Source organism: Aeromonas sp. Marseille-Q7275, assembly GCF_965119515.1.
On record NZ_CBCPLW010000001.1, the window covers coordinates 39,964 to 58,891 of the forward strand.

The 18,928-nt window shown below is 65.8% G+C and carries 16 protein-coding genes and 3 tRNA genes; 8 read left to right on the forward strand and 11 right to left on the reverse strand.

Annotated features, from left to right (window positions below; translation table 11 throughout):
• The gene (locus tag ACWPWQ_RS00155; RefSeq protein ID WP_454008715.1) at positions 1–186 is read right to left on the reverse strand and encodes a hypothetical protein; all 186 of its coding nucleotides are present in this window, start codon (positions 184–186) and stop codon (positions 1–3) included.
• Positions 187–329: 143 nt separating this feature from the next.
• Here ACWPWQ_RS00155 and ACWPWQ_RS00160 point away from each other — a divergent pair, with 143 nt between their 5' ends.
• Positions 330–767, forward strand: coding sequence for a VOC family protein (locus ACWPWQ_RS00160; RefSeq protein WP_454008716.1), 438 nt, complete (start codon positions 330–332; stop codon positions 765–767).
• 203 nt (positions 768–970) lie between these two features.
• Here ACWPWQ_RS00160 and fumC read toward each other — a convergent pair whose 3' ends face one another.
• Complete coding sequence (gene fumC, locus ACWPWQ_RS00165) at positions 971–2,362, reverse strand: class II fumarate hydratase (protein ID WP_454008717.1); 1,392 nt, start codon at positions 2,360–2,362, stop codon at positions 971–973.
• Between the two features lie 122 nt (positions 2,363–2,484).
• Between fumC and ACWPWQ_RS00170 the strand changes: the two genes are divergently transcribed.
• From ACWPWQ_RS00170 to ACWPWQ_RS00180, 3 genes are read left to right on the forward strand one after another with little or no spacing between them, the layout of a single operon-like run.
• Entirely contained in the window at positions 2,485–2,913 is a 429-nt protein-coding gene (locus tag ACWPWQ_RS00170; protein WP_139434935.1) for a MarR family winged helix-turn-helix transcriptional regulator, read from the forward strand.
• A gap of 37 nt (positions 2,914–2,950) precedes the next feature.
• Positions 2,951–4,018, forward strand: coding sequence for an HlyD family secretion protein (locus ACWPWQ_RS00175; RefSeq protein WP_247627154.1), 1,068 nt, complete (start codon positions 2,951–2,953; stop codon positions 4,016–4,018).
• Position 4,019: 1 nt separating this feature from the next.
• Positions 4,020–5,555 carry a DHA2 family efflux MFS transporter permease subunit gene (locus ACWPWQ_RS00180; RefSeq protein ID WP_454008718.1) on the forward strand — a complete coding sequence of 512 codons (1,536 nt, stop codon included), beginning with the start codon at positions 4,020–4,022 and terminating at the stop codon, positions 5,553–5,555.
• Between the two features lie 90 nt (positions 5,556–5,645).
• Here the strand turns inward: ACWPWQ_RS00180 and pepE are convergent, their stop codons facing one another.
• The 3 genes from pepE to ACWPWQ_RS00195 all read right to left on the reverse strand — a co-directional run bounded on the left by pepE (position 5,646) and on the right by ACWPWQ_RS00195 (position 8,977).
• The gene (gene pepE / locus ACWPWQ_RS00185) at positions 5,646–6,386 is read right to left on the reverse strand and encodes a dipeptidase PepE (RefSeq protein ID WP_454008719.1); all 741 of its coding nucleotides are present in this window, start codon (positions 6,384–6,386) and stop codon (positions 5,646–5,648) included.
• Positions 6,387–6,528: 142 nt separating this feature from the next.
• A complete protein-coding gene (locus tag ACWPWQ_RS00190; RefSeq protein ID WP_454008720.1) occupies positions 6,529–7,140 on the reverse strand; it encodes a response regulator transcription factor in 612 nt (203 codons plus the stop codon).
• A gap of 1 nt (position 7,141) precedes the next feature.
• Positions 7,142–8,977, reverse strand: coding sequence for a sensor histidine kinase (locus ACWPWQ_RS00195; protein ID WP_454008902.1), 1,836 nt, complete (start codon positions 8,975–8,977; stop codon positions 7,142–7,144).
• A gap of 291 nt (positions 8,978–9,268) precedes the next feature.
• Here ACWPWQ_RS00195 and dsrO point away from each other — a divergent pair, with 291 nt between their 5' ends.
• The 3 genes from dsrO to ACWPWQ_RS00210 are packed head-to-tail and all read left to right on the forward strand — an operon-like array spanning position 9,269 to position 14,269.
• Positions 9,269–10,054, forward strand: coding sequence for a sulfate reduction electron transfer complex DsrMKJOP subunit DsrO (dsrO, locus tag ACWPWQ_RS00200; RefSeq protein ID WP_454008721.1), 786 nt, complete (start codon positions 9,269–9,271; stop codon positions 10,052–10,054).
• Positions 10,041–11,162, forward strand: coding sequence for an NrfD/PsrC family molybdoenzyme membrane anchor subunit (gene nrfD, locus ACWPWQ_RS00205; RefSeq protein ID WP_454008722.1), 1,122 nt, complete (start codon positions 10,041–10,043; stop codon positions 11,160–11,162). Before dsrO ends, nrfD begins: the two co-directional genes overlap by 14 nt.
• Positions 11,162–14,269: a molybdopterin dinucleotide binding domain-containing protein gene (locus tag ACWPWQ_RS00210; protein ID WP_454008723.1), complete on the forward strand. Its 3,108-nt coding sequence runs from the start codon at positions 11,162–11,164 to the stop codon at positions 14,267–14,269. The genes nrfD and ACWPWQ_RS00210 overlap by 1 nt, the downstream gene beginning before the upstream one ends.
• 62 nt (positions 14,270–14,331) lie before the next feature.
• Here ACWPWQ_RS00210 and ACWPWQ_RS00215 read toward each other — a convergent pair whose 3' ends face one another.
• On the reverse strand, positions 14,332–15,699 hold the full coding sequence (locus tag ACWPWQ_RS00215) for an endonuclease/exonuclease/phosphatase family protein (RefSeq protein ID WP_454008724.1): 1,368 nt from the start codon (positions 15,697–15,699) through the stop codon (positions 14,332–14,334).
• 143 nt (positions 15,700–15,842) lie between these two features.
• Between ACWPWQ_RS00215 and ACWPWQ_RS00220 the strand changes: the two genes are divergently transcribed.
• Complete coding sequence (locus ACWPWQ_RS00220; protein WP_454008725.1) at positions 15,843–16,679, forward strand: patatin-like phospholipase family protein; 837 nt, start codon at positions 15,843–15,845, stop codon at positions 16,677–16,679.
• Positions 16,680–16,706: 27 nt separating this feature from the next.
• Here ACWPWQ_RS00220 and ACWPWQ_RS00225 read toward each other — a convergent pair whose 3' ends face one another.
• The 5 genes from ACWPWQ_RS00225 to ACWPWQ_RS00245 form a co-directional block, all read right to left on the reverse strand.
• Positions 16,707–16,982 (reverse strand): hypothetical protein, encoded by a 276-nt coding sequence (locus ACWPWQ_RS00225; protein ID WP_454008726.1) that lies wholly within the window; start codon positions 16,980–16,982, stop codon positions 16,707–16,709.
• A gap of 137 nt (positions 16,983–17,119) precedes the next feature.
• A tRNA-Tyr gene (locus ACWPWQ_RS00230) sits at positions 17,120–17,204 on the reverse strand.
• Between the two features lie 45 nt (positions 17,205–17,249).
• Positions 17,250–17,334: transfer RNA gene (locus tag ACWPWQ_RS00235), tRNA-Tyr, on the reverse strand.
• Between the two features lie 43 nt (positions 17,335–17,377).
• Positions 17,378–17,462, reverse strand: a tRNA-Tyr gene (locus tag ACWPWQ_RS00240).
• 229 nt (positions 17,463–17,691) lie between these two features.
• On the reverse strand, positions 17,692–18,780 hold the full coding sequence (locus tag ACWPWQ_RS00245) for a beta-ketoacyl-ACP synthase 3 (RefSeq protein WP_454008727.1): 1,089 nt from the start codon (positions 18,778–18,780) through the stop codon (positions 17,692–17,694).
• Positions 18,781–18,928 lie beyond the last annotated feature (148 nt).

The following is an 18,928-nucleotide window of genomic DNA, read 5'->3' on the forward strand; positions in this document are numbered from 1 at the left end:
TCAAGCAAGAATTTTTAATGTCCCGGCTACATTGTTGAATTCTTCTATGGCAAATGGCTCGGCAGATTGAGCATGAAAATAGGGCTGGATACAGGTTTTCACCGAAATATTAATGGGTTGTATGCATATTTTCTGGATGGTAAACAGGGTGCAACCTTTGGTGTATCCGGGTTGCTCTTTTTTCATGAAATATCAGCTAGGTACTCATGGGGAAACGGGTAAGACCGCCGCTGTGGACTCACGGGTGTACTGATCAACCCGGGTGGCGTTGGCTCTTCTATGCTGATAGCTGGCCTCGAAATCCGCTATCAATGACCAGGGAGATCAACATGGCGCGTGTCAGTACCTATCTCAATTTTGCCCGGGAGACGGAGGCTGCCTTCCTCTTCTACCGCGAGGTGTTCGGCGGCGAGTTCAACGGCCCCATCCACAGATTCAAGGAGTCCCCCGGCTGCCCGGGCCAGCCGCCCCTGTCGGAGGAGGATGGCGATCTGGTGATGCATGTGGAGCTCGCCATCCTCGGAGGACACGTGCTGATGGGAACGGACGCCCCCGCCAGCATGGGGTTCACCCTGGTGCAGGGCAACAACAGCTACCTCAACCTGGAGCCGGACAGCCGGGCCGAGACCGACCGTCTGTTTGCGGCCCTGGGGGAGGGCGGCCAGGTGGAGATGCCGTTGCAGGAGATGTTCTGGGGCGACTATTTCGGTTCTCTGGTGGACAGGTTCGGCACCCGCTGGATGTTCAACTGCCGGAGCAAGAGCTGAGCCCTTGCCTGTGAATGAGAAGGGGCGCCGCGGCGCCCCTTCTGTTTTTAACCACTTCCAATTACCTGGTCCCACCATCTGGGCAGGCCCGGCATCTGACTCCCAGAGGGCTGAGATGGCCTATGGCTGCCGTCCCGCCATCTCGCCGGGAACGATCCAGACATCGGACTCCCAGGGGCCGAGATGGCCCAAGGCCACTTGGCTTATGGCTGCCGTCCCACCATGTCGGCGGGTACCACCCAGGCATCGAACTGCTCTGCTCTGAGGTGGCCGGAGGCGATGGCTGCCTCCCGCAGAGTCAGGCCCTGGTGGTGGGCCAGTTTGGCGATCTCGGCGGCCTTGTCATAGCCGATGTGGGGGTTGAGGGCCGTCACCAGCATCAGGGAGCGGGCCAGCAACTCGTCGATGCGCGCCCGGTTCGCAGCGATGCCGACGGCGCAGTGATCGTGGAAGCTCTGCATGCCGTCCGCCAGCAGCCGCACGCTCTGCAGGAAGTTGTAGGCGATCATGGGTCTGAACACGTTGAGCTCGAAGTTGCCGCTGGCCCCGCCGATGTTGATGGCCACGTCGTTGCCCATCACCTGGACGCAGAGCATGGTGAGCGCCTCGCTCTGGGTCGGGTTGACCTTGCCCGGCATGATGGAGGAGCCGGGTTCGTTCTCCGGGATGCTGAGCTCCCCGAGCCCGCTGCGGGGGCCGCTCGCCAGCCAGCGCACGTCGTTGGCGATCTTCATGAGAGAAGCCGCCAGCGTCTTGAGGGCGCCATGGGCATGGACCTGGGCATCGCTCGCCGCCAGGGCCTCGAACTTGTTGGGGGCGCTCACCAGGGGCAAGCCGGTCTGCTCGGCCAGGGTGTTGGTCACCGCCTCGGCAAAGCCGGGGGGGCAGTTCAGACCGGTGCCGACCGCGGTGCCGCCGAGCGCCAGCTCACACAGATGGGGCAGGGCGGCAGCGAGGTGGCGCTCCCCCTGCGCGAGCTGGGCGACCCAGCCGGAGATCTCCTGACCCAGGGTGAGGGGGGTGGCGTCCTGCAAATGGGTGCGGCCAATCTTGACAAGGTCGTCGAAGGCGGCGGCCTTGTCGGCGAGGGTGTTTTTCAGGGTAACGAGAGCCGGCAGCAACTGGCCGGTGATGGCGGTGACCGCTGCCAGGTTCATGGCGCTCGGGAAGACATCGTTGCTGGACTGGCTCTTGTTCACCTCGTCGTTGGGGTGCACCAGCCGCGCCTCTCCCCGAGCGCCGCCCAGCAGCTCGCTGGCCCGGTTCGCCAGCACCTCGTTGAGGTTCATGTTGGTCTGGGTGCCTGAGCCGGTCTGCCACACCATCAGGGGAAACTCGGCGTCGTGCAGGCCGCACAGCACCTCGTCGGCGGCGGCCATGATGGCCTGGGCCTTGCGAGCGGGCAGCAGCCCCAGGGCATGGTTCACCCTGGCGCAGGCGGACTTGATGCGGGCGAGGGCATGGATGATCTCCATGGGCTGGCGCTCTCCGGAGATGTTGAAGTGGTGCAGGGAGCGCTGGGTCTGGGCCCCCCAAAGCCGCGCCGCCGGGACGGCTATCTCCCCCAGACTGTCCCGCTCCATCCTGATATCCATGACATTTCTCCTGCCGTTGAGGTGGTGCTCCCCAGCATGAACCCAAACGGCGGCCGGGGCCAGCTTGCATATGTCGGTTCATGGCTTATAATAAGCAAAGCTTACTATATAGGTTACATGCTATGAACAAACAACCCGACTCCCTCGGCTTCCTGATCGGTGACGTACAGCGTCTGATGCGCCGCCAGTTCCAGCAGCAGCTGGAAGGGAGCTGTCTGACCCTGGCCCAGGCCCGCGCCCTGGTACACATCGCGCGCAGCGAGGGGATCCGTCAGGTGGAGCTGGCCGACGGCCTGGATATCCAGCCCATCACCCTGGCCCGCCAGCTGGATCAGCTGGCCGAGAACGGCCTGGTGGAGCGGCGCAGCGATCCCAGCGACCGCCGGGCCTATCAGCTCTACCTGACCGAGGCCGCGACCCCCTATCTGGCGATGATCAAGCAGGCGTCCGATCTGGTGCATCAGCGCGCCATCGGCGAGCTGGGGGAGGAGGCGACGGACGCGCTCTGCCACTCCCTCAAGATCCTGCGCGCCAACCTCTCTCATCCCTGATTTCTCATTTTGACGCAACACACAGCGGAGCGATGCTATGACCACTGACTCACCCTCCTCCCCCCGTCCCAGGATGAACCGGCGCCGTACCCGCCTGCTGTTGCTGGTGGTGGTACCTGCACTGGCCCTGGTCGGGGCGGGCGCAATCTATCTTCATGGCGGACGCTATGTGGAGACCGACAATGCCTATGTGAAGGCGGACAAGGTGCCCATCAGTACCGAGGTGCTGGGCCGAGTGGCCAAGGTGTTCGTCGCTGAAAACCAGCAGGTCAAGGCCGGCCAGCCGCTGTTCGAGCTGGACCCCGAGTCCTTCCGGGTCGCCGTGACCAAGGCCGAGGCGGAACTCGCCAAGGTGCGCACCGATCTGGTGGCGCTGCAGACCAGCTATCGCGGCCAGCAGGCCGAGATAGACGTGGCCCGCACTCGCCATGCCTATGCCCTGAAGGAGGAGCGTCGCCAGGCGGATCTGGTGGCCAGGCACTTCACCTCCACCGCCAACTACGATGACGCCCGCCAGCTCACCATACAGACTGCCCAGCAGCAGGTGGCGCTGGAGGAGGGGCTCAAGAAGATCGAAGCCTCCCTGAACGGGGATGTGAACCTGCCGGTGGAGCAGCAGCCCGCCTATCGAGAAGCCGCCGCCGGTCTGGCCAAGGCCAGGCTGGATCTGGCCCGCACCACCATCTATGCCCCCGCCAACGGCATCGCCAGCCAGCTGCCCAAGCCCGGCCAGTACAGCCTGGTGGGCATGACCGCCATGATGCTGGTGGAGACGGACACCCCCTGGGTGGAGGCGAACTTCACCGAGACCGAGCTGACCCATGTGCAGCCGGGCCAGCGGGTCGACATCAGCGTGGACACTTACCCGGATGCCCGCTGGCACGGGGTGGTGGAGAGCCTGAGCCCGGCCACCGGCTCCGAGTTCTCGGTGATCCCGGCCCAGAACGCCACCGGCAACTGGGTCAAGATAGCCCAGCGCGTCGCGGTGCGGATCAAGCTGGACGAGGGGGCGGATCTGCCGACCCTGCGCGCCGGCCTGAGCGCCACCGCCGAAATCGATACCGGCCACCAGCGCACTCTGCCCGGCTTGTCAGGTCGAGGTTGATATGACGACAGCAGGCACAGAGGAGGCCGGCCAAGTCTCCCGCCGCACCTTCATCACACTGTCGGTGATGCTGGCCACCATCATGCAGGCGCTGGACACCACCATAGCCAACGTGGCCCTGCCCCACATGCAGGGGGCCATGGGGGCGACCCAGGATCAGATCTCCTGGGTGCTCACCTCCTACATAGTCGCGGCCGCCATCTTCATGCCGCTGACCGGTTTTATCTCGGCAAGAATTGGTCGCAAAAGACTGTTCATGTGGTCGGTGGCGGGCTTTACCGTCGCCTCCATGCTGTGCGGCGCGGCCCAGAGCCTGGATCAGATAGTGCTGTTCCGCCTGCTGCAGGGGATCTTCGGCGCCAGCCTGGTGCCCCTCTCCCAAGCGGTGCTGCTCGATACCTATCCGCCGGAGAAGCACGGCTCCGCCATGGCGATGTGGGGCATAGGGGTTATGGTGGGCCCCATCCTGGGGCCCTCGCTGGGGGGCTGGCTCACCGAGTACTACAACTGGCGCTGGGTCTTCTACATCAATCTGCCGTTCGGCCTGCTGGCCTGGTTCGGGCTTGCCGCCTTTATCGAGGAGACCAGGATAGACGCCAGCCGCCGCTTCGATCTGTTGGGGTTCGCCCTGCTGAGCCTGGGCATAGGGGCATTGCAGATGGCGCTGGACCACGGGGAGTCCCAGAACTGGTTCGCCAGCCGGGAGATAGTGATCGAGACCGTCATGATGGTGATGGCGTTTTATCTGTTCGTGGTGCACATCTTCACCCACCCCCATCCCTACATAGAGCCGGCCCTGTTCAAGGATCGCAACTTCAGCGTCGGCCTGGTGTTCATCTTCATCGTCGGCATCATACTGCTGGCGACCATGACGCTGCTGCCCCCCTTCATGCAGGGGCTGATGGGTTACCCGGTGATCGACGTCGGCTACCTGCTGGCACCGCGCGGGGTCGGCACCATGTTCGCCATGATGCTGGTGGGCAGGCTGTCGGGCCGGGTGGATGTGCGCATCCTGATCCTGCTGGGCTTGCTGCTCACCAGCTTCTCCATGTGGGAGATGACCCTGTTCAACACCGACATCGGCAGCTGGGACATAGTGCGCACCGGCATAGTCCAGGGGCTGGGGCTCGGCTTCATCTTCGTGCCGCTCTCCACCATCACCTTCGCGACCCTGGCGCCGCGCTTTCGCAACGAGGGCACGGCACTGTTCAGCCTGGTGCGCAACATCGGCAGCAGCATCGGCATTTCGGTGGTGATCACCTACCTGGCCCAGCGCACCCAGATGAACCACGAGGTGTTCGCCTCCTACATCAATCCCTTCAATGCCGGTCTGCAGCAGGGGATGGGGACGGCGGCGCTGATCACCCCCAAGGGGCTCGCCATGCTCAACGGCGAGGTGACCCGCCAGGCCAGCCTGCTCGCCTACCTGCAGGACTTCCGCCTGATGATGTGGGTCAGCCTGTGCGCCATTCCGCTGGTGTTGCTGCTAAAGGCCCCCAAACTCGGCGGCAAGGAGGCGCTGGCGATCCTGGAGTGAGGGCCCTTGCGGGGCATCACCCCGGCGCGAGCGGGCATACGAAAGAGGGATGGCCTTGGCCATCCCTCTTTTCATTGCAGCGCCCCTGACTCAGATCTTGGGAGTGAAGGGGGTGAGGGCGGCCAGGGGAGCGGCGTCCTCATGCTCCTGGATCGCCTCGCCGTGCTTGAAGATCTTGAAGCCCTCGCCGCGCACGCTCCAGTACTCGACGGTCTCGCCGCCGCTCTCGCCACTGATCTGCAGCAGGCTGGCCTCGCGCAGGGCCACTACTGATTCGCTCGGGTTGATGGCGCAGAACTCGGCGAGGCGCTCGTCCCGGGTCTCCCCCATGTGGCCGCTGATGCTGGCGTCCAGATAGTGGGGGTTGATCTGCTGGGGGAACAGGCCGAGGGCCGGCAGCACGGCGGCGTTGCACACCGGCATGTCGTTGGTGGTGCGGATGCTGGGGGTCGCCACGTTGCAGCCTGCGCTCCAGCCCACATAGGGCACGCCCCGTTCGCGCACGGCGCGCTGTATGGGCACCACCAAGCCGTATTCGTGCAGCAGCTGGTTCAGGCGCCAGGTGTTGCCGCCGCTGATGAAGATGGCGTCTGCCTGATTGATGGCCGCCACGGGATCGTCGAACTGGTGGATGCTGATGGTCTCCACCCCCAGGCTCTCGGTGAGATCCTGGGCGCGGGCATCCCAGTCGCTGCGGATCACCGCATAGGGGATGAGCAGGATGCGCTTGACCTGTTTGCGGGCGAGCAGGGTCTGCACCCGGTCGCGGGCCCAGCCGAGCAGGCCCGGGTGTTCTGTGGTTTTGCCGTTGCTAAGCAGAAGCAGTTCCATGTTGTCTCCTCGAAATAATGCGCAGGACCTCGGTCCGTCCTGATAAAGGGAAGGGGCTACTCTACCCCCAAGACGGTACCAAGTGTGTGATCTCGCCGCGTTTTGTGTCCCGGGGTTGGGGTTCGCCCATGGCGTGGGCCAGTCAGGGCTGCCCGTTGACCGCCGCATAGAGCAGCATCAGCTCGGCCAGTGAGCCCACCTCGAGGCGCTTCATCAGGCTGGCGCGGCACACCTCGACGGTGCGCACCGAGATGCAGAGATCCTGCGCTATCTGCTGGTTCTTGTGACCCCGGGCGATGAGCTGCAACAGCTGGTGCTCGCGGGGGGTGAGCCGCTGATAGGCGGCCAGTTGGGCGAAACGGGTGGCCGCACTCTGCGTCGCCTGTTCGGCCCGCGCCATGGCGGCGAGCAAAGGGGCAAGCTGCACCGGCTTTTGCAAGAAATCCACCGCCCCCTGCTTGAGGGACTCCACCGCCAGGGGCACCTCCCCGTGACCGGTGAGAAACAGGATGGCGATGGGGCTCCGGGCCGCCTTCAGCCGCTGCTGCACCTCGGGGCCCGACAGCCCCGGCATGCGGCAATCCAGGATGAGGCAGGCGGGCAGGCGCAGATCGACCTCGGCCAGGAAGCGCTCGCCGTCGGCAAAGCAGTGCAGCGGCCGCTCGTCGCAGCTCTCCAGCATGAAGCGCAGGGAGTCGAGCACGGCCTGGTCGTCATCGACCAGATAGAGGGGAGGGCGGTCAGTGGACTGCATATCAGCTCCTTGGATTGAGAGGGGACGCGGCCCCAAGCCGCTGCCGAGGGGCGGGCAGGGTCACCCGGGCCAGGCAGCCATGGGGGCTCAGGTTGCTCAAGGCGAGCTGGCCCCGATGACACTCGACCACGTCCCGGCAGATGGCGAGCCCCAGCCCCATGCCGTCGTCCTTGTCGCTGTGAAACGCCTGCTGCAGCCAGGCCTCTGGCATCCTCAGGCCGGGGCCGTTGTCACGGATCTCCAAGACCAATAGCGCCGCCTCGAAGGAGACAAGCAGCTCGACCCGGCCCGGCTCAGCCCTTTGCGCCGCTGGGCCGCCCGTTCGAGCCGCGCTCTCGGCGCCATTCTTGATGAGGTTCATCAGCAACTGCTCCACCCCGGTGCCATCCAGGGGGAGCAGGCGCGGCTGCCCCTGCCAGCGCAGGGCGAAGGCGACCCCGAGGGGGGCCAGCATCTGACCGAGCAGGGGTTGCAGCCCCTCCACCAGGGCGACCAGGTCAGTGGGCCCGGCTTGGCGGGGGCGCTTCTGCAGCCGGGATCTCAGCCGGTTGACGGTCTGGGTGATGCGCTGGACCTGGAGCCCTATCTGCTCCAGGGCCTGGCGCAGGGGTTCCTGGGAGGGATCCTGCCCCTGCCTCGCCAGACGCAGTAGGGCACCCTGGCTGTAGTTGGCGATGGCGGTGAGAGGCTGGTTGATCTCGTGGGCCACGTTGGCGCCGAGTTCACCGAGTTCGGCGAGGCGTCTGGCCTGCTCGAGCTGGCGCCCCTTCTCCTCGAGTTGCTGGCGGGTGGCGAGCAGTCGGCGCTGGCTGCGGTTGAACAGCCGTTGCAGCAGCAGGTGGTGACCGCCGAGCAGCAGCACCAGCGCCAGGGCCCCCCAGCCCCACTGCTGATGCTGGCGCAGCCAGTGCCAGGCCGATTGCCACCAGGGGCCCTGCAGGGGGTGGCGATCCAGCGCCTTGAGCAGGCGGTCGATGGCGAGCTGGCTGGTGGGCACTGTCCAGCCCGCCGAATCGGCGGCCATGGCCGCCTCGCTGTGTGCAGGCAGGTCGAACAGCGCTCGCGTCACCGCCAGGGCGAGCGCAGGGGAGGCCTGCTCCGTCTGGGCGAAGGCCCAGTTCGGGTAGAGCCGGGTCGAGCTCTGGCAGCCAAAGCCCGCCGGTGCCTGGTTGTCCAGCACCCGAAAATCCGAGGCGGCGACCTTGCCCTCCCGCACCATGCGCTCCAGCTGGCACACCGGCACTATGGCGGCGGCGACGTCCCCTGCCGCCAGCTGCTCGATGAGCCTGTCCAGCGGGAAGCCGGTGAAGCGCACGGCGGAGAAGAAGCGCTCCAGCCTGATCCCCTGCATGTCTGCCTCGAAGCGGTAGGCGAGGTAGCCGCCGAAGGCGTTTTCCGACACGGCGGCGACCGGCTGCCCCTCGAGATCCTGCCAGTGCAGGTAGGGGGCCTGGGCGCGCACCACCAGGGCGGCGCCGATGGCGAGGTTGTCACCCCCCGCCGGGCTCTTGAGGGTGGCGAGCCAGGCCAGCGGATACTGGCGCGCCAGGCTCACCGACTGGCCCGGGTTGGTGATGACAAAGTCGAGCCTGCTTTGCGCGACGGCCTCGGCCAGCGCATCGAGCTCCAGGGGCACCAGCGCGAAGCGCCGCGCAGGCACGCGCTCGTCCAGCCACGCCATCAGCGGCTGCCACTGTGCCCTGGCCAGCGCCGGGCCGCGGGTCGCCAGCACCCCTATGCGGACCGGCTCGCTCCGGGCCAGCACCGACTCTGCCTGGGGCGGCACAGGCCCTGCCAGGGCGGGGGCGAGCCAGAGCCAGAGCAACAGGGCAAGCAGGGACTTGCGGGCGGGCGATGAGGGGGCGTGACGGAACAGGGCGCTCTCCTTGGGCGGCTGATGGGGAGGCCAGTCTATCACCGGGGCGATGTGCTGGGCCGCCCTGGCGCCGTGATGGGGCGGCGAATGGGGTTTTGGTCACAGTTTGGCGGTTATGGGGCCGGTTTTATTGCGCTGGATCAACCCGGCTCCCGGTATGTGGAAAACCACAATAGAGGCGACTTCCTGCGTTGCGGACAATCGGCCCAACCCCCCTTTCGGGGAAGCCAGCTCAGCAGAAGGAAAGACGCCATGGAGCCCAGCAAGCGCCGATTGTTATCCGGGATCGCCGCCCTCACCGCAGGGGCGGCCCTGATCCCCGTGACTCAGGCCCAGTCCGTCCCCGTTCCCCGCAATGGGCGGGCGGCCATCAGTCGCGGGGACGGGCGCAAGCGTTACGGCATGCTGATCGACTTGCGCCGCTGCGTCGGCTGCCAGGCCTGCACCGTGGCCTGCACCATGGAAAACCAGCCCCCCCTCGGCCAGTTTCGCACCACGGTGAGCCAGTACGAGGTGAGCGACGTGGCGGCCCTCGAGGCTCCCGCCTCCCTCTTGATGCTGCCGAGGCTGTGCAACCACTGCGCCGAGCCCGCCTGCCTCGATGTCTGCCCCACTGGAGCCACCTTCCAGCGCGACGACGGCATCGTCGTGGTCAACAACGACTGGTGCGTCGGCTGCGGCTACTGCGTGCAGGCCTGCCCCTACGACGCCCGCTTCATCAACCACGAGACCAACACCGCCGACAAGTGCACCTTCTGCGCCCACCGGCTGGAGGCGGGACTCTTGCCCGCCTGCGTGGAGAGCTGCGTCGGCGAGGCGCGCATCATAGGGGACTTAAGCGATCCCAAAAGCCGGATAAGCCGGCTGCTGCAGGAACACGAGCCCGCCATCAAGGTGCTCAAGCCCGAGGCCCATACCCAGCCACGGGTCTTCTATCTCGGGATGGACGAGGCCTTCGTCAGCAAGATCGACGGCCATCCGCCGCAGCGCACCCTGCTCGGCGACGACGGCAAGGAGATAGCCCATGACCATTCATGAACTGCTGGCCCCGGATCAACCCATCACCTGGCTGCCCTGGGCGGTACAATATTTCTTCCTCATCGGCCTCGCCTACGGTGCCCTCTGGCTCGGCGCCTTTGATCTGTGGCGCAAGGCGCAGGACCCGCGGCTGCAGACCCTGGCCGCCGTGCTGATGGTGGCAGCCGGCCTGGTGGCTCCCATCGCCCTGACCGCGGATCTGCACCAGCCGGCCCGGGCCTGGCACTTCTACGCCCAGACCCGCTTCACCTCCGTCATGTGGTATGGCGCCTACCTGCTGCCCCTGTTCAGCCTGCTCTCCATGCTGCTCGGCTGGCTGCTGCTCAGGCCCGCCCTGGCCAGGCGCGGCGAGGAGCATGACAGGGTGGCCGCCCTGGCGCGGTTGCTCTGCCTGGGAAGCTGGTCCGGCGATGCGTGGCTGAGGCCCCTTGCGGTGGTGGCTGCCTTGAGCGGTCTCAGCATCGCCCTCTACACCGGGCTCGAGACCATGGCGGTGCAGGCACGCCCGCTCTGGCATACCCCCTGGTTGCCCTGGCTGCTGGCGCTGAGCGCCCTGCTGGCGGCCCAGAGCGCCCTGCTGCTGCTCAACCGCCTGCTGGCCGGCTGGCAGCAGCACACCGAGACGGGGCTGCTGCGCCAGATCCGCCCGACCCTGGCGCTGCTCGCTTTCTCCCTGCTGGGCTGGGCCCTGGCTGGCGGCGCCTCGGCGGCTGAGGCGAGTGCCCTCTATCGGCTGGATCCCAGCTGGCGGCTGGCGGCTCACTGGCTGCTGCTGACCCTGGGTCTGCTCGGCCTGCTGCTGCTGGCTGGAGCAAGACTCTCCCCCCGCCTGCAAACCTGGGGCCTGGGACTGCTGGCACTGCACCTGGTGTGGGGCCTGCGCTGGCTGGTGCTTATCCAGGGGCAGCTGGTCCCGAAATACGGGGCCGGGGTCTATCTCTACGACATCGCCTGGGGACCGGCTGGGGTGCTCGGCATTCTCGGCACCTTCGGCCTGCTGCTGGCCCTGCTGGTGGCGCTTTCCGAACTGGTGCGCGCTCCGGCTCTGCCATCCACCACCACTTCCTCTGCCACCCAGGCAGCCAACTCCGCTCGCGAGGCACTCTGATGGATCACAGCAAACGCAAGTTTCTCAAAGGGGCCGCCATCGCCGGGGGCACCGGATTGTTTGTCGCCGGTTACAGCGACACCCTCAAGCAGGTGGCGAGCGGGGTGGCCACCGGCAGCTCCGGCAAGCCGACCCGGGATCCCATTCACGGCAACTCGCTCGCCGTGGAGTACAGGGTCGACGGGCAGGGGGAGCTTCACCCCAACCCGGATCAGCGCCTCGCCAACACCATGTGCCTCGGCTGCTGGACCCTGTGCGGGGTGCGGGCCCGCATCGACAACGAGAGCGACAGGATAGTGCGCATCCTGGGCAACCCCTATCACCCCCTCTCGGCCCTGCACCACATCGACTTCAAGACGCCAGTCAAGCAGGCGCTGCTCGCGACCAGCGGCTATCAGGAAGGAGGGCTGGAGGGGCGCTCCACCGCCTGCGCCCGGGGCAACGCCATGCTGGAGCAGCTCGACAGCCCCCACAGGGTCACCCGCTGCCTCAAGCGGGTCGGCCCCCGCGGCAGCGGCCGCTGGCAGAGCATCCCCTTCGAGCAGCTGATCGAGGAGGTGGTGGAGGGGGGCGACCTGTTCGGGGAGGGAAAAGTGGAGGGGCTGAGGGCCATCCGCAACCTCGCCGAGCCGCTGGACCCGGCGAACCCGGAGTACGGCCCCAGGGCCAACCAGCTGCTGGTGAGCAACGCCTCGGACGAGGGGCGCGACGCCTTCATCAAGCGCTTCACCTTCAACAGCTTCGGCACCCGCAATTTCGCGAACCACGGCGCCTACTGCGGCCTGTCGTTCCGGGTCGGGGCCGGCGCCCTGCTGGACGATCTGGAGAAGAACGCCCACCTCAAGCCGGACTGGGACGAGAGCGACTTCCTGCTGTTCATGGGCACCTCCCCCCAGCAGTCCGGCAACCCCTTCAAGCGCCAGTCCCGCCAGCTGGCGGCGGGGCGGGCGCGGCAGGGCAAGCCCTTCTCCTACGTGGTGGTGGCCCCCAGCCTGCCGAACACGGTGAACCTGCCGTCCGCCCCCTCCAACCGCTGGCTGCCCATCCGCCCCGCCACCGACTCGGCCCTGGCCATGGCCATGCTGCGCTGGATCATCGACAACGAGCGTTACGCCGAGCCCTTCCTGGCGGCCCCCCATGCCGAGGCCGCCGAGCGGGCCGGCTATCGCGGCTTTTGCAACGCCAGCCATCTGGTTGTCTGCGACGAGTCCCACCCCCGCTTCGGCCAGATGCTGCACGCCAGCGATCTGGGGCTGCCCCACGGCGGTGAGCCCTATGGCGAGGGGGATGCGGTGCTGGTGGTCGAGGAGGGGAGCGATGAGCCGAGACCCGCAGGCCAGTGTGAGCGGGCCCGGCTCTGGGTGGATCGCCCCATTCAGGGCCCCAAGGGGGAGCTGATGGTCAAGAGCAGCTTCCAGCTGCTGGCCGAGGCGAGCCGGGAGCACTCTCTCGAGCAATACAGCGCCGAGTGCGCCGTGCCGGTAAGCGACATCGTCGAGCTGGCGCGGGAGTTCACCAGCCACGGCACCCGGGCGGCGGTGATCACCCATGGCGGCACCATGAGCGCCAACGGCTTCTATTCGGCCTGGGCCATCATGATGCTCAATGCCATGATAGGGAACCTCAACGCCCGGGGCGGCGCCGTGGCGAGCGGCGGCAAGTTCGACCCCTTCGGGGCCGGGCCGCGCTACGATCTCGCGAGCTTCCCCGGCATGGTCAAACCCGCCGGGGTCTTCCTGTCGCGCTCCAGGTTCCCCTACGAGAAGACCTCGGAATATCGCCGCAAGCGCGAGGCGGGCCAGAATCCCTATCCGGCCCACGAGCCCTGGTTCCCACTCTCCGGCCCATTGCTCGGCGAGCACCTGACCGCGGCGGTGAGCGGTTATCCCTACCGCGCCAAGGCCTGGATCAACCACATGGGCAACCCCCTCTATGGTCAGGCGGGGCTCAGCCATGCCATCGGCGAGCAGCTCAAGGACCCGGGCGTGCTGCCGCTCTTTGTCAGCATCGACAGCTTCATCAACGAATCCTCGGCGCTGTCGGACTACATAGTGCCTGACACCCTGACCTATGAGTCCTGGGGCTGGGCCACGGCCTGGCACGGGGTCATGACCAAGGTCTCCACCGGCCGCTGGCCCGTGGTGGAGCCAAGAGTCGCCAAGACAGCCTCGGGGGATCCGGTCTGTATGGAGTCCTTCTTCATCGCCGTGGCGAAGCGCCTGGGGTTGCCGGGCTTTGGCGAGGAGGCCCTCAAAGGGGCGGATGGCAAGCTGCACGCCCTGAACAAGGCGGCGGACTTCTCCCTCTACGGGGCGGCCAACGTCGCCTATCTCGGCGAGCCTGTGCCTCCCATCGGGCCTGAGGATCTCGCCTGGTCCGGGGTAGAGCGGATCCTGCCGGTGCTGAATGCCACCCTGAGTGCGGAGGAGGCGGGCCGCGCCGCCTACCTCTTCGCTCGAGGCGGGCGCTTCGAGCCGGTGGCCAAGGGGCGCGATGAATCGGGTCAGCCGAGCAAGCGCTGGCCCAAGCCGTTGATGCTGTGGAACCCGGCGGTGGGCAGCCGGCGCCACAGCCAGAGCGGTCAATACTTGAGCGGCACCCCGCGCTTCTTCCGCCCCCAGCTCGCGGACGGCACGCAGCTCAACGAGGCGTTCAAGCCGGCCCAGTGGCCCCTGCTGCTCACCAGCTACAAGTCCCACACCATGAGCTCCATGAGCATAGGCTCGGATCGCCTGCGCCAGGTGCACCCCAGCAACGGGGTGCGGCTCAACGTGGAGACGGCGGCCCGCCTTGGCATAGTGAGCGGGGACAGGGTGCGGGTCAGCACCCCCAATGGCAGCGTGATCGGGCTGGCCGAGTGCGTGGCCGGGGTGCAGGAAGATGCCATCGCCATCGAGCACGGCTTCGGTCACAAGGAGCTGGGGGCGCGGGCGCATTGGGTCGACGGTAAGGAGGTGGTGGCCAGTGCCCTGCGCGGCGCCGGGGTGAACCTCAACGATCTGGCGGTGCTGGATCCTAGTCGCCACGGCCGCTACCCCCTGGTGGACTGGGCCATCGGCTCCTCGGCGCGCCAGGGCCTGCCAGCCCGGGTGGAGAAGCTGGTGTAGCGCCAGAGGCAAAAAAAAGCGGGGCCATCATGGCCCCGCTTTTCATTGCGTGCTCCTGAACATCACTGGTCCAGTTCGAAGTCCACCCACACCAGGCGGTGATCCGAGCTGACCCCCTTGGCGATGCCCAGCTTGGCGTCATACACCAGGTGGTAGCCCGGCTCGAAGCTGGCGGGCCAGAACACCCCAGAGGCGATGGCATTGAGGTTGGCTGAGGGGATCAGGTGATCGAGCTGCAGGCCGCTGCTGCTGGTGATGCGCTCCGGGGTGGTGCGGTTGTTGTTGCGCTTGCACAGGTCCGGCTGGCTGGCGAGGCACTCCGGGCCTCCCTGGCTCACCGGGATCAGGGCGCCATTGGTGACCGCCTGATTGACCAGCACATGGTTGTGCAAGTCCTGGATAGCACTGAGATCCCCATCGCCTGCTTGAGGATCGGCGTTGAGATCCCCGGCGATGACGAAGCGGGCACCCTGTGGCAGGCCGCCCGCCTTGCCGGCGTCGTCCACCATGTAGCTGGCGCTCTCCACATAGTCCTGCCAGAAGGCGACCTCGGCCCTGTTGTGCTTGACGTTGTGGCGCGCCGCATTGCCAAAGATGGGGGGCGTCGGGTGGGAGATGAGGAAATGGATCACTTCTTCCCCCTTGGCGGTCTTGACCCGCACCGGCACGTCCGCGTGGTTCTTGGAGGAGAGTGGAAACTGCGCCCAGGCGGCGTCGTCATACCAGGGTTCGCCGCACTGGCGGCCAGCCGGGATCGGCGCCCTGGGGTTGTTGCAGTCGTCGATGACAGGGTTCGTCTCGCCCGGCATGTCCTTCCACTTGAAGTGCTGGAAGGTGCGGATCCCCTTGGTGTCGATGGGATACTTCGACATCAGGGCGAAGGCGTACTGGCCGTGGTAGTTGCCAAAGCCCCAGGCGTCGTCAGGCCCGCTGTTGCGCTTGCCATCCAGGTTGAGGTCATGGCCGCTCATCAGCCCTGTGTTGGTGGCGAAATTCTGCATCACAGGGTAGCTGATGGCCTGAACCTCGCCGTGCTGGGCATGGGCCAGGTAGTTGTCGTTGAAGGCCTTGAGATCGGCTGCGCTCTCCCCCTTGCCGTCGTTGTCGAACTCGTTGAGCAGGAAGACATCCGGCCGGGTGCGCTGGATGATTTCGGCGATGTTGCGGATCTGCTGCACGTCGAGGGCCCTGGTCTTCTCTGCCCCGCTCAAGGTGCCGTCGGCGAGGCGGGCCAGCAGGGCATCCTGGGCGGCGCGGTCCAGCGCCAGTTCGCCGGAGAGCATGCCGGGGGCGGTGCGATCGAAGGAGAGGTTGAAGGTAGCGAAGCGAACCATGGGATCGGGGGCCTTGGAGTCATTGTTGCTGTGACAGCCTGCCATCAATCCGAGGGAAATGGCAGCGGCGAGCAGGGTCTTGTGGCTATTTTTCATTGTAATATTCCGTAGCATCAACAGGTTATGCCAGGGCACCGAAGAGGCCCAGGCGGGCCCATTATAGAGATGCAGATCTGAAACGGGCTCTGAATGAGCCAAAGTGTGAGTCCATTCACAGCGTAGCGCGGAGGAGAGAGGAGATGAGTCGGCAACAAACGGCCCTGGTGGTCGAGGGGGGCGCCATGCGCGGTATCTTTGCCGCCGGGGTGCTGGATGCCTTCATGGCCAGGGGAGTGACGGCGTTCGATCACTGCATAGGTGTCTCGGCGGGGGCGGTCAATCTGGCGGCCTTCCTGGCCGGCCAGCAGGGGCGCAACCACAGAGTCATCACGGATTACTCCTGTCGCCCCGAGTTCATCAGCCTGGCGAAGTTCATGCGCGGCGGTCATTGGCTGGATCTCGACTGGCTGTGGGAGATCACCATCCGCGAGTGCCGGCTCGATCTGGCGCGGTTTGCCGCTAACCCTGTGCCGCTGACGGTGGTGACCACCAGAGTCTCGGACGGGCAGGCCGCCTATCTCAAGGCGACGGTGGAGGAGTTGGAGCAGCAGATCAAGGCCTCCTGCTCGGTGCCGCTAGCCTATCGCGACTTCGTGCGGTTGGGGGGCGAGGCGATGACCGACGGCGGGGTAGCTGACTCCATCCCGGTGCGCCACGCCTATGAGCAGGGGGCGCGGGACATCACAGTGGTGCTCTCCCGCCCGCTCGGCTATCGCAAGCGGGCGCCGCGTCTGCCCGCCCTGCACCGCTACCTGCTGCGGCAGACCCCGGCGCTGGCCCGCGCCAGCCTGGCCCGCCATCAGAGCTACAACGACGCCATCGACTTCATCCTTAATCCACCCGCGGATTGCCGCATCCGGTTCATCTATCCACCCGAGGCGTTCAGGGTCGGTCGCATGACCACAGATTCGGCACGACTGGAACAGGGTTATCTGATGGGGTGGCAGGCGGCACAGGTTTATCTGGGCGCACAGTGAACGGGCTGACCATAGGGAAAGCGATGTTTAAGGGAGAGCGTTATTCAGCTGTTGCATGTTGATCTCAGAGACATGAACAGTATGCATGGCCTGGGCCAGCCACTCCCAGTCGAGTTTGGGGGAGCCGGCCTTGAAGCGTTGGTAGGCCTGGCCTTGCGCAACGGTCAGGAACAGGGTGCTCGGCAGGCCGAGGCGGTTGAGATAGCGCACCATGACGTCACCCTGATAATGGCGCAGTCGTTGTTGCAGCTCGGGCAGCGTCAGCCCTTGCTCACGGCCCCTTTCATCCCAGATTTCAAACATATGAGGGCGATCCTTGCGACTCGAGGCTTCTACTGTTTCGAAAAAGCGGGGGCGGGGCAATTGTCAGATCTGACAGTGCCAAATGACCACTGGTCATAAATGCGAAAACCCGGCGCCAGGCCGGGTTTTCTGAAGGATGGTGGAGGGAGAAGGATTCGAACCTTCGAAGGCAGAGCCGTCAGATTTACAGTCTGATCCCTTTGGCCGCTCGGGAACCCCTCCACAGGGGTACTACTTTTTACAGGCCTTTCACTCAATGCAGGAAGATGGTGGAGGGAGAAGGATTCGAACCTTCGAAGGCAGAGCCGTCAGATTTACAGTCTGATCCCTTTGGCCGCTCGGGAACCCCTCCACGGGGTATTTTCCTGATTTTTTACTTACTTGACGCACTTGAATGGTGGAGGGAGAAGGATTCGAACCTTCGAAGGCAGAGCCGTCAGATTTACAGTCTGATCCCTTTGGCCGCTCGGGAACCCCTCCCCAAGTGCGAGGCCGCATACTACCAGATCCGGCAAGGTTGTGAACCCCTTGGCCGCATTCTGACGACAAAAAAGTGTCAAGTGGTTATTTTTTGATATGTTTCGCTCAAAATTCACGCTTTTCAATGACTTTTATGCCGATGTCCGAGGGGGCCGGCAGGGAGGGCGTGCACAGAGGAGCCACGATAGGCTCCTCTTTTTTATGCGGGAGAGGGTGGCCGTGGCGAGGCTCAGGCGTCTGAGGTGCGCGCCTGCTGGCAGCCCTGAACCGCGTGGGCGATGAGCTCGAGGGCGCTCTGCTCGCAGGGGGGCAGCTCCTCGTCACAGTGACCGAGCGGGGTGACGCGAGGGCCCCATTTGATGAGGGCGGCGCCCCAGGTCAGGCCGGCCCCGAAGGCGGCGGTCAGCAGGTGGCTGCCTGGCTTGACCCGGCCCTGCTCCAGCGCCTCGCACAGGGCGATGGGCACGGTGGCGGCGGAGGTGTTGCCGTACTGCTCGATGTTGACCATCACCTTCTCCATGGGGGCGTTCATCCGCTTGGCCAGGGTCTCAATGATGCGCACGTTGGCCTGGTGCGGGACTATGAGGTCGACTTGCTCGGGGGCTATGCCGGCCTGGGCCAGCACGGCACCTGTGGCCTCGCCCATGCCGCGCACGGCGCGCTTGAAGATCTCCTGCCCCTCGAAGTTGAAGGTGAACAGACCGTCGATGTCGGCGAAACGCACCCGATCCGTCCCGAAGTTCGGCACGTGCAGTATCTCCCGCGCCTCGCTGTCACAGCCGAGCTTGCTGGCAATCAGGCCGCTCTTCTGCTCGCTCGCCTCTATCACCACGGCGCCGGCGCCGTCGCCAAACAGCACTGCGGTGTCGCGCTTGGCCCAGTCCAGCAACTGGATGAGACGCTCGGCGCCTATCACCAGCACCTTCTGCATCATGCCGGTCTGCACCAGGGAGGTGGCGACCGAGAGCGCGTAGACGAAGCCGGTGCAGGCGGCATTGAGGTCGAACACCGCCGCCTTGTGGGCGCCCAGGGCCTGCTGCACGGCAGAGGCACAGTTCGGGACCAGCGTGCCCGGGGTGGCGGTGGCCAGTATGATGCCATCGAGTTCACCGGCGTCCAGACCGGCGCAGGCCAGGGCGCGGCGGGCGGCCAGGGTGGCGAGTGCCTGGGTGCTGACGTGGGAGACCCGGCGGGCCTTGATGCCGGTACGCGGATAGATCCACTCATCCGAGGTATCCATGATGGTGCTGAGATCATCGTTGGTCAGCACTGCGGGGGGGAGGCATTTGCCCCAGCCGGTGATATTGGCGTATTTCATCTTGTTATCGCTTCTTGTTGTGGATCGCCCGCGGGCGGAAAAGTGCGCAATTATGTCGTACAGGCTTCCCAGTGTCATCCCGCGGGGAGGGGAGCGCAAGGGGGCGCAGGGGGAACAAGGTGGTGATTTTGCTTAAATTCCCGCTTCT

Coding starts and splice junctions, on each gene's coding strand:
- ACWPWQ_RS00245 (WP_454008727.1), bottom strand. CDS start 18,780: ATGAAATACGCCAATATCACCGGCTGGGGCAAATGCCTCCCCCCCGCA.
- fumC (WP_454008717.1), bottom strand. CDS start 2,362: ATGGATATCAGGATGGAGCGGGACAGTCTGGGGGAGATAGCCGTCCCG.
- dsrO (WP_454008721.1), top strand. CDS start 9,269: ATGGAGCCCAGCAAGCGCCGATTGTTATCCGGGATCGCCGCCCTCACC.
- ACWPWQ_RS00190 (WP_454008720.1), bottom strand. CDS start 7,140: ATGCAGTCCACTGACCGCCCTCCCCTCTATCTGGTCGATGACGACCAG.
- ACWPWQ_RS00175 (WP_247627154.1), top strand. CDS start 2,951: ATGACCACTGACTCACCCTCCTCCCCCCGTCCCAGGATGAACCGGCGC.
- nrfD (WP_454008722.1), top strand. CDS start 10,041: ATGACCATTCATGAACTGCTGGCCCCGGATCAACCCATCACCTGGCTG.
- ACWPWQ_RS00220 (WP_454008725.1), top strand. CDS start 15,843: ATGAGTCGGCAACAAACGGCCCTGGTGGTCGAGGGGGGCGCCATGCGC.
- ACWPWQ_RS00180 (WP_454008718.1), top strand. CDS start 4,020: ATGACGACAGCAGGCACAGAGGAGGCCGGCCAAGTCTCCCGCCGCACC.
- ACWPWQ_RS00155 (WP_454008715.1), bottom strand. CDS start 186: ATGAAAAAAGAGCAACCCGGATACACCAAAGGTTGCACCCTGTTTACC.
- ACWPWQ_RS00210 (WP_454008723.1), top strand. CDS start 11,162: ATGGATCACAGCAAACGCAAGTTTCTCAAAGGGGCCGCCATCGCCGGG.
- ACWPWQ_RS00215 (WP_454008724.1), bottom strand. CDS start 15,699: ATGAAAAATAGCCACAAGACCCTGCTCGCCGCTGCCATTTCCCTCGGA.
- ACWPWQ_RS00160 (WP_454008716.1), top strand. CDS start 330: ATGGCGCGTGTCAGTACCTATCTCAATTTTGCCCGGGAGACGGAGGCT.
- pepE (WP_454008719.1), bottom strand. CDS start 6,386: ATGGAACTGCTTCTGCTTAGCAACGGCAAAACCACAGAACACCCGGGC.
- ACWPWQ_RS00225 (WP_454008726.1), bottom strand. CDS start 16,982: ATGTTTGAAATCTGGGATGAAAGGGGCCGTGAGCAAGGGCTGACGCTG.
- ACWPWQ_RS00170 (WP_139434935.1), top strand. CDS start 2,485: ATGAACAAACAACCCGACTCCCTCGGCTTCCTGATCGGTGACGTACAG.